An 8,004-nucleotide genomic window follows, 5' to 3' on the forward strand; every position below is an offset into this window, starting at 1 on the left:
CGGCGGGTGCGTCCGCCTCGGGCGCCGGGGGCGCGGCGAAGTCGATGCGCCCCATGTGCCGGTTCATGGACTTCATCAGGCCCCACACCGCGAGACCCAACACGGCGAAGACGATGAAGCCGAGGACGCCCGGGGTGACCTTGTTGGGGTCCACCTCCTTGGCGAGGGTGACGAACGGTGCCGATGCCAGAGTTGCGCTTACGCTCATGTCAGGCATTGTCGCGGATGCCCGCGAAGAGGTCGTCCTCGGGGAGGGAAGTGGCGACGAGAGCCTTCGCGAGCTCGTACTCCTCCGTCGGCCAGACCTTCTTCTGGAGATCCATCGGGACGCGGAACCAGCCGCCGTCGGGGTCGATCTGCGTGGCGTGCGCGATCAGCGCCTTGTCGCGGATCTCGTAGAAGTCGGCGCACGGGACGTGCGTGGTGATCGTGCGCTCGACGCGCTCGAACTCGTCCCAGCGCTTGAGCCAGTCCCCGTACGGCGACTCCAGGCCGTGCTCCAGCATGGCGTGGTGCAGTGCCTCGGTGCGGGGGCGGTTGAAGCCCTGGTTGTAGTAGAGCTTGAGCGGCTGGTACGCCGTGCCGTACTCGGCCTCCGGGTACTTCCCGGTGTCCGCCGCGCCCTCGAAGGCCACCATCGAGATCTTGTGGGTCATGATGTGGTCGGGGTGCGGGTAGCCGCCGTTCTCGTCGTAGGTGGTGATCACCTGGGGGCGGAAGGAGCGGATCTGCTTCACCAGCTCGCCGGCCGCCTTGTCGACGTCCTCCAGCGCGAAGCAGCCCTCGGGCAGCGGCGGCAGCGGGTCGCCCTCGGGCAGACCGGAGTCGACGAAGCCGAGCCACTCCTGCCCGACGCCGAGGATCTCGCGGGCCTCGTCCATCTCCTTCTTGCGCACCTCGTGGATGTGCGCCTCGATGTAGGCGTCGCCCTGGAGCTTCGGGTTGAGGACGGAGCCGCGCTCCCCGCCCGTGCAGGTCACCACCAGCACGTCCACCCCCTCGGACACGTACTTCGCCATGGTCGCCGCGCCCTTGCTCGACTCGTCGTCGGGGTGGGCGTGGACGGCCATCAGTCGCAGCTGGTCAGTCAAGACTCGATCCTCGTAAGTCGGCGCCCGGTGTGAACCGGCGCAGTCGGTGGGTGCCGTCCCGCGGGACGTCGGGTGAGGGGTGGTGCTCAGGCCGCGGGCGGGCGGCTTCTATAGTGACCGAATCGGGGGGCGGATAATTCCGGGTACGGCCCGGCAGCCCCGTTTTCCGGGACGACCGTCCCGCCCCGGCGAGAGGACGATCATGAGCACGACGAGCACGCGGCTGCCCGACAACCGGTACGGCCGTTCGTCGGAGGAGAGCGCCGACCGCACGCTCAAGATCGTCGGAGCCGTGCTCGGTGCGCTGCTGCTGGCCCTGATCGGCTACTTCGCGTGGTACTACGTCGGACAGAACAAGATCAGCGGGGAAGTCATCAAGTTCTCCCCCGGCAAGACCGCCGTGACGGTGCATCTGGAGGTCCGCAAGGACGCCGGCGCCTCCGGCTACTGCACGGTCCGCTCCCAGGCGGAGAGCGGTGCGGAGGTCGGCCGGGCGGACTTCCGGTTCACCGGCGACGCCACGCGCATCGACCGGGTAGTGACGCTCCGCACGACGTCCCCGGGGACCACGGCCGAGCTGCTCGGCTGCTATCCCGACTGATGCCGTTGACCGTTTCCGGTCGAGGCTGATCGACACCGACCGGAGCGGTCCGGATCGCGTAGGCACTGACCTGCGTTCATGTGAATCTGATGGCTTATGTCCTCCCCCTTCGGCCACGGAATTGTTAGGCTCGTGGTTTCGCCCTTCCGTGAAGGAACATTCTTCTGGGTAGGGCGATGCTTTGTATTCCCAGTACCGACGAGGAGCACCTGTGACCCAGACCAGCGAGAACGTCACCTGGCTGACCCAGGAGGCGTACAACCAGCTCAGGGCCGAGCTGGAGTACCTGTCTGGTCCTGCGCGCACGGAGATCGCAGCCAAGATCGCGGCCGCGCGCGAGGAGGGCGACCTGCGCGAGAACGGCGGGTACCACGCGGCCAAGGAGGAGCAGGGCAAGCAGGAGCTGCGGGTCCGCCAGCTGACCCAGCTCCTGGAGAACGCCCAGGTCGGCGAGGCGCCCGCCTCCGCGGACGGCGCGGTGGCGCCGGGCATGGTCGTCACGATCGCCTTCGACGGCGACGAGGACGACACCACGACCTTCCTGCTCGCCTCCCGCGAGTACGCCAGCTCCGACATCGAGACCTACTCGCCGCAGTCCCCGCTGGGCTCCGGCGTGATCGGCCACAAGGTCGGCGAGGACGCGCAGTACGAGCTGCCGAACGGCAGGACGGCGTCCGTACGGATCCTCAAGGCCGAGCCCTACAGCGGCTGACCCGCCCCACGGCGGCGACACCCGTCCGGCATCCCCTCCCACGAGCCCCCGCCGCCCCACGGCACGGGGGCTCGTCGTCTGGGGGGCGGCGGCGCTCCTCCCGGTGCGCGCGGGCACGGAGCCGACGGGGACCGCGGCGGCGGGTGCCCGGTGTCTCACGTCCCGGTGCGCGGGCACGGCGCACCCATCCGGGAGAGGGCACGCCCGGAGCGGGACGGCGGGCCGAACGGCCCGCGGACGCACCCGGCGCCGGTGCTGCCACCGGACCCCGCGCCGGCGGTGGCGGCGGACCCCGCGCACCGGCTACGGCGGCGGGCCCACGCGCCTCGGCCGGCGGCTGATCACTCGGTGAGGGGCCAGCCGATGACCTGGTCGAGATCGAGGCCGCGCAGGACCGCGTGGTCGAGCCTGATGCCGGTGGTGTCGGTCAGCCCGCGCGGCGGGAGGCCGGTGCGGACCTGGCCCAGGTGCGCATGGCTCAGGTCCGCCTCGCGAAGATCGGCACCGGTCAGGTCGCAGCCCGCCAGGGAGACCCCTCGCAGGGAGGCACCGCGCAGCCGGGTACCGCCGAAATCGCACAGCGTGAAGGTGCAGCCGTCCAGGGTGGCGTGACGCAGATCGGCCCCGCGGAACGAGCACCGGGTGAACCGCAACTGCCGCAGGTGCACCGAGACGAGATCAGCGCCCGCGAAGGACTCCCGGCGCAGAGCCGCATACCGAGGGCGCGACGCAAGGTCTTCCTTCACCGCCGCCCCTCTGCCCATGCGGGGCATCGTGCCAGCCCTGGCGGACCGCTGTCGTCGGCATTTCCCGGCAGCGGTCCCCCGGGAGGGGCGGGGCGCCGGGCGCACCCGGGCTGTCGCGCGGGAGAGTGCGGCGGCGGACCGGAGGCCACGGACGAGCGGCCGACCCTGGCGAACGGGCTCCGCGAAGGCAGAGCGGTCAGCCGTTCGCCCGGCGGTACTTGCGGACGGCGAGAGTGCGGAAGATCGCGACGATCACGATCGAGTAGATCAACGACGCCCACACCGGATGCTGCATGGGCCAGGCGCCGGACTGCGACAAGCCGGGGTCGCCGAAGAGCTGGCGGCACGCCTGCACGGTGGCGCTGAAGGGGTTCCAGTCCGCGATGTGCCGAAGCCAGGGGGTCATCTGACTGGAATCCACGAAAGCGATCGAAATGAACGTCACGGGGAAGAGCCAGATCAGTCCGCCGGAGGTGGCCGCCTCCGGTGTCCGGACGCTCAGCCCGATCAGAGCACCGATCCAGGTGAACGCGTATCCGAGCAGGAGCAGCAGGCCGAAGGCGCCCAGGATCTTCCCGAGGTTGGTCGGCTCCGCGGAGCCGGGCCGCCACCCCACGATCAGGGCGACGATCGCGAGGACGAGCAAGGTGATCGCCGTCTGCACCAGGTCGGCCACCGTGCGCCCGGTGAGCACGGCGCCACGCGCCATGGGCAGTGAGCGGAAGCGGTCGATGAGCCCCTTGTGCATGTCGTCCGCGATGCCGGCTCCCGCCCCCGCGGTCGCGAAGGTGACGGTCTGGGCGAAGATGCCCGCCATCAGGAAGTTCTTGTAGACGTCCGGGTCCGTGGTGGTGCCGATCTTCAGCGAGCCGCCGAAGACGTACGTGAAGAGGACCACGAACATCACCGGCTGGATGACACCGAAGAGAAGCATCTCGGGAATCCGGGTCATCCGAATCAGGTTCCGTCGGGCGATGACCAGGGAGTCGTTCACGGCGCTCACTTGCCTGCCTCCTCGGCCTGGGTGTCGTCCTCGTCCTTCGTCTCGGCCACGTGTCCGGTCAGGGAGAGGAACACGTCGTCGAGGGTGGGGCGGCGCAGGCCGATGTCGTCGATCTCGATGCCCCGGGAGTCGAGCTCGCGGATGACCTCCGCGAGGAGCTTGGCGCCTCCGGTCACGGGCACCGTGAGCTTGCGCGTGTGCACCTCGACCGCTGTCTCGCCCTTGCCGAAACCGCTCAGCACCTCGGACGCCGGGCGGATGTCCTCGCGCTGGTGCACCACGACCTCGACGCGCTCCCCGCCGGTGCGGGCCTTGAGCTGGTCGGAGGTGCCCTGGGCGATGACCCGGCCGTGGTCGACGACCGCGATGTCGTGCGCCAGGTGGTCGGCCTCCTCCAGGTACTGGGTGGTCAGCAGCAGTGTCGTCCCGGCCGAGACCAGCCGCTTGATGACCTCCCACAGCATCTGGCGGTTGCGCGGGTCCAGGCCGGTGGTCGGCTCGTCCATGAACATCACGGGCGGTGAGACCACGAGGGCGGCCGCGAGGTCGAGACGCCGGCGCATGCCGCCGGAGTAGGTCTTGGCGGGGCGGTCGGCGGCGTCGGCGAGGCTGAACTGCTCCAGCAGCTCGCTCGCGCGGGCCTTCGCCGCCTTTGCCCTCATCTGGTAGAGCTGGCCCACCATCTGGAGGTTCTCGCGGCCGGTCAGGTACTCGTCGACCGCGGCGAACTGGCCGGACAGGCCGATCGAGCGGCGTACGGCGTCGGGCTGCTTGAGGACGTCGATGCCCGCGACGACCGCCGAGCCGCTGTCCGGGCGCAGCAGCGTCGTCAGACAGCGGACGGCTGTGGTCTTGCCCGCGCCGTTCGGCCCGAGCAGACCGAGGACCGTGCCCTCGGGGACGTCGAGGTCGACGCCGTCCAGAGCCCTTACGTCACCGAAGGTCTTCACCAGGCCTTCGGCATAGATGGCGCCTGGCATATGAATCTCCACGTCGTCGGGGAAATCTTCGGGAAGCCTAGGTTTGCACTGTTCGTCCGGTGCTGTGACCCGAAGCCACATCACACCGGGCGCTGCCACCGTAACGCGATGTATCGCGTCTCTCAATGGATTTTCACGAACGAGCGACAGGGCTCCCCGGGCCGCCTCCCGCCCCGGCCCGCGGCTCAGCCGATGACGGTGTAGCCCGCCTCGCGCAGGGCCCGGCCGACCTCGGCGCGGTGCGCGGGACCCTTGGTCTCCAGGTGCAGCTCCACTTCCGCCTCCGTGAGCCCGAGCCGCGGATCGGTCCGTACGTGACTCACATCGAGGACGTTGGCGTCGACCGCTGACAACGTGCCGAGAAGTGCCGCGAGCGCGCCCGGCCGGTCCGTCAGCCGCAGCCGAACGGCCAGGTAGCGGCCCTGCGCCGCCATGCCGTGCCGCAGCACCCGCTCCAGCAGCACCGGGTCGACGTTGCCGCCGGACAGCACCGCCACCACCGGCCCCCCGAACGCGCCGGGGTCGCCCAGCAGCGCCGCGACGGGACTCGCCCCCGCCGGTTCGACCACGAGCTTGGCCCGCTCCAGGCACAGCAGCAGCGCCGCGGCCAGTTCGTCCTCGCTGACGGTGCGGACCTCGTCGACGAACTCGCCGACGATCCGGAACGGCAGGTCGCCGGGCCGGCCCACCCTGATGCCGTCGGCCATGGTCGCCGGACCGTCGAGCGCGACCGGGCGGCCCGCCGCCAGCGAGGGCGGATAGGCCGCGGCGCCCGCCGCCTGCACCCCCACGACGCGCACGTCGGGCCGCAGGGACTTCACCGCCGTCGCGATGCCCGCCGCGAGCCCGCCGCCGCCGATGCCGACGACGATCGTGCGCACCTCCGGGCACTGCTCCAGGATCTCCAGCCCGACCGTGCCCTGGCCCGCGATGACGTCGGGGTGGTCGAAGGGGTGGATGAACACCGCGCCCGTGTCGGCCGCGTAATCCTGGGCGGCGGCGAGCGTCTCGTCGACGACCTGGCCGTGCAGGCGCACCTCGGCGCCGTAGTCCTCGGTGGCGCTGATCTTCGGGAGCGGGGCGCCCCTCGGCATGAACACCGTGGCGCGCACCCCGAGCAGCGACGACGCGAGCGCGACGCCCTGCGCGTGGTTGCCCGCGCTCGCGGCCACGACCCCCGCCGCCCGTTCCTCCGGGAGCAGCCCGGCGATCCGCACATAGGCGCCGCGCAGTTTGAACGAACCGGTCCGCTGGAGGTTCTCGCACTTGAGGTGCACCGGCGCGCCGACCATCCGGGAGAGGTGCCTGCTGCTCTCCATCGCCGTCATCCGCGCCACCCCCGCGAGCATCTTCCGCGCGCCGCGCACGTCGTCGAGGGTGACGGGCGGCGGAAGCGGCGGAAGGGGGGCCGTGCGGTGGCTCATGCCTCGAGTCTCGCAGTTCACAGCCGTCGCACCGCGGTGTGACCAAGCACCGAGACGGGTTTGCGCAGCGCCGGTACGCCCCGCGGCCCGGCCGCGTACCCTGTCCCCCAACCCAGCACCCCCCATTCATGAAGTGAGCCCCCGGCCATGCCCACAACACCTGGAATGTCGATGGACATGACGAGCGTCGCCGACAGCGGTCCCCTCGACACGCTGCAGCACGAGGTGGCGGTGTTCGCCCGCCGTGCCGAACAGACCCGGCTCGGCGGCGTCGGGCAGGTGCGCAACTCCATGGACCGCGCCGCGTATCTGCTGCTCAACCGCCTCGACAAGGAAGGCCCGATGGGCGTCAAGGCGCTCGCGGCGAGCATGGGGATCGACTCGTCGACGGTGACCCGCCAGGTGGCGCCGCTCGTCGACACGGGGCTGGTCAAGCGCACCTCGCACCCCGAGGACGGCCGTGCCGTGGTGCTCCAGCTGTCCCCGCGCGGGCAGTCCCGGCTGGACGAAGTACGGGCGTCCAGGCGCCAGTTGATGGCCGAGCTGACGCAGGACTGGGCCCCGGAGGAGCGTACGGCGTTCTGCACGCTCCTCACCCGCTTCAACACCGCCCTGTCCTCGCGGATGGCGCCCCAGGGGGCCGCGGGCACGGACGCCCCGTCCTGACCGGCACGGCCCCGGGGAGCGCCGGCGCGGCGGGGGTGCGCCGCCCGCCGCGGGTCTTCTCGGGAGCGGCACGCGCGTGCGGGGTGATCCCGCCGGAGCCTTCGCCGCAGTGGCCGCCTTCCCGGCACGCGCGCGTGCGGGTGACCGGTTCCCGGCCCTTGACCCGGGGCCGCCGCTGGCCTCATATGAAACCGGGCCCCGCGCACTGTCCGGGCCCGGTCCTCGCAACGCGGTCAGGCGGGAGGGGCGGTGGGAGAACGGCGTGCGCTCCGGGACGCCCGCCGCGACAGGGAGTTCGAGGCGTTCGTCGCGGGCGCGGCTGGGCGGCTGCTGCATGCCGCGACCCTGCTCACCGCGGAGCCGCCGCACGGCAATCCGCGCGCGCGGCGCCTGCTGACGCTGTCCCTGGCGCACACGTACGCGCGCTGGGACCGGTTGCGCGGCGAGGATCCCTACGACCGTGCCCGCCAGGAGCTGGCCGCCCGCTTCGCGCGGGCCGCCTGGCACCGGTACGGCGGTCCCGTCGACCTCGGCCGGTTCCGCCGCCGCCCCGCCGGTCCCCTCGCCCGGCTCTCGCCGCGGGAACGCCTGGTCCTGGTCCTGCGGCTGTACGAGGGGGTCGCCGAGGAGCAGACGGCGGCGCTGCTGGGTCTGCCGAGGGAGCGCGTGGAGGCGATCTGCGCCCGCGCCACGGCGGCCCTGCTGGAGCCGCCGCGCCCTGCCGCGCAGGCCGTGCCGGGCGCGAAGGCGGTGTCGCCGTGAACCGCGCGCAGCGCGAGGC

10 protein-coding genes are annotated in these 8,004 nt (G+C 71.7%); 4 read left to right on the forward strand and 6 right to left on the reverse strand.

The genetic code is table 11. From position 1 onward, the window contains the following. Together SZN_RS33475 and mca are read right to left on the reverse strand one after the other, a co-directional pair. A partial coding sequence (locus SZN_RS33475) for a hypothetical protein (protein ID WP_043734449.1) occupies nucleotides 1-217 on the reverse strand: 217 nt, incomplete at its 3' end. Further along, nucleotides 210-1,070: a mycothiol conjugate amidase Mca gene (mca, locus tag SZN_RS33480; RefSeq protein ID WP_043734440.1), complete on the reverse strand. Its 861-nt coding sequence runs from the start codon at nucleotides 1,068-1,070 to the stop codon at nucleotides 210-212. The genes SZN_RS33475 and mca, both read right to left, overlap by 8 nt. 223 nt (nucleotides 1,071-1,293) lie before the next feature. Here mca and SZN_RS33485 point away from each other — a divergent pair, with 223 nt between their 5' ends. Continuing rightward, nucleotides 1,294-1,692, forward strand: a complete 399-nt coding sequence (locus tag SZN_RS33485) for a DUF4307 domain-containing protein (RefSeq protein WP_007503907.1) — start codon at nucleotides 1,294-1,296, stop codon at nucleotides 1,690-1,692. 211 nt (nucleotides 1,693-1,903) lie between these two features. Then, nucleotides 1,904-2,404, forward strand: a complete 501-nt coding sequence (gene greA / locus SZN_RS33490; protein ID WP_007503908.1) for a transcription elongation factor GreA — start codon at nucleotides 1,904-1,906, stop codon at nucleotides 2,402-2,404. 341 nt (nucleotides 2,405-2,745) lie between these two features. Here the strand turns inward: greA and SZN_RS33495 are convergent, their stop codons facing one another. The 4 genes from SZN_RS33495 to ilvA form a co-directional block, all read right to left on the reverse strand. Beyond that, complete coding sequence (locus SZN_RS33495; RefSeq protein WP_244313464.1) at nucleotides 2,746-3,168, reverse strand: pentapeptide repeat-containing protein; 423 nt, start codon at nucleotides 3,166-3,168, stop codon at nucleotides 2,746-2,748. Nucleotides 3,169-3,346: 178 nt separating this feature from the next. Continuing rightward, a complete protein-coding gene (locus tag SZN_RS33500; RefSeq protein WP_007503910.1) occupies nucleotides 3,347-4,153 on the reverse strand; it encodes an ABC transporter permease in 807 nt (268 codons plus the stop codon). Beyond that, nucleotides 4,150-5,133 carry a daunorubicin resistance protein DrrA family ABC transporter ATP-binding protein gene (locus SZN_RS33505; RefSeq protein ID WP_007503911.1) on the reverse strand — a complete coding sequence of 328 codons (984 nt, stop codon included), beginning with the start codon at nucleotides 5,131-5,133 and terminating at the stop codon, nucleotides 4,150-4,152. Before SZN_RS33505 ends, SZN_RS33500 begins: the two co-directional genes overlap by 4 nt. Nucleotides 5,134-5,318: 185 nt before the next feature. Then, nucleotides 5,319-6,557 carry a threonine ammonia-lyase gene (ilvA, locus tag SZN_RS33510; RefSeq protein ID WP_007503912.1) on the reverse strand — a complete coding sequence of 413 codons (1,239 nt, stop codon included), beginning with the start codon at nucleotides 6,555-6,557 and terminating at the stop codon, nucleotides 5,319-5,321. Between the two features lie 165 nt (nucleotides 6,558-6,722). Between ilvA and SZN_RS33515 the strand changes: the two genes are divergently transcribed. Both SZN_RS33515 and SZN_RS33520 read left to right on the forward strand, forming a co-directional pair. Next, nucleotides 6,723-7,223 carry a MarR family winged helix-turn-helix transcriptional regulator gene (locus SZN_RS33515; RefSeq protein WP_043734445.1) on the forward strand — a complete coding sequence of 167 codons (501 nt, stop codon included), beginning with the start codon at nucleotides 6,723-6,725 and terminating at the stop codon, nucleotides 7,221-7,223. A gap of 249 nt (nucleotides 7,224-7,472) precedes the next feature. Further along, on the forward strand, nucleotides 7,473-7,985 hold the full coding sequence (locus SZN_RS33520; protein ID WP_007503914.1) for a sigma factor-like helix-turn-helix DNA-binding protein: 513 nt from the start codon (nucleotides 7,473-7,475) through the stop codon (nucleotides 7,983-7,985). Nucleotides 7,986-8,004: the final 19 nt, after the last annotated feature.

The sequence above is a fragment of the Streptomyces zinciresistens K42 genome, assembly GCF_000225525.1.
Lineage (GTDB): Bacteria > Actinomycetota > Actinomycetes > Streptomycetales > Streptomycetaceae > Streptomyces > Streptomyces zinciresistens.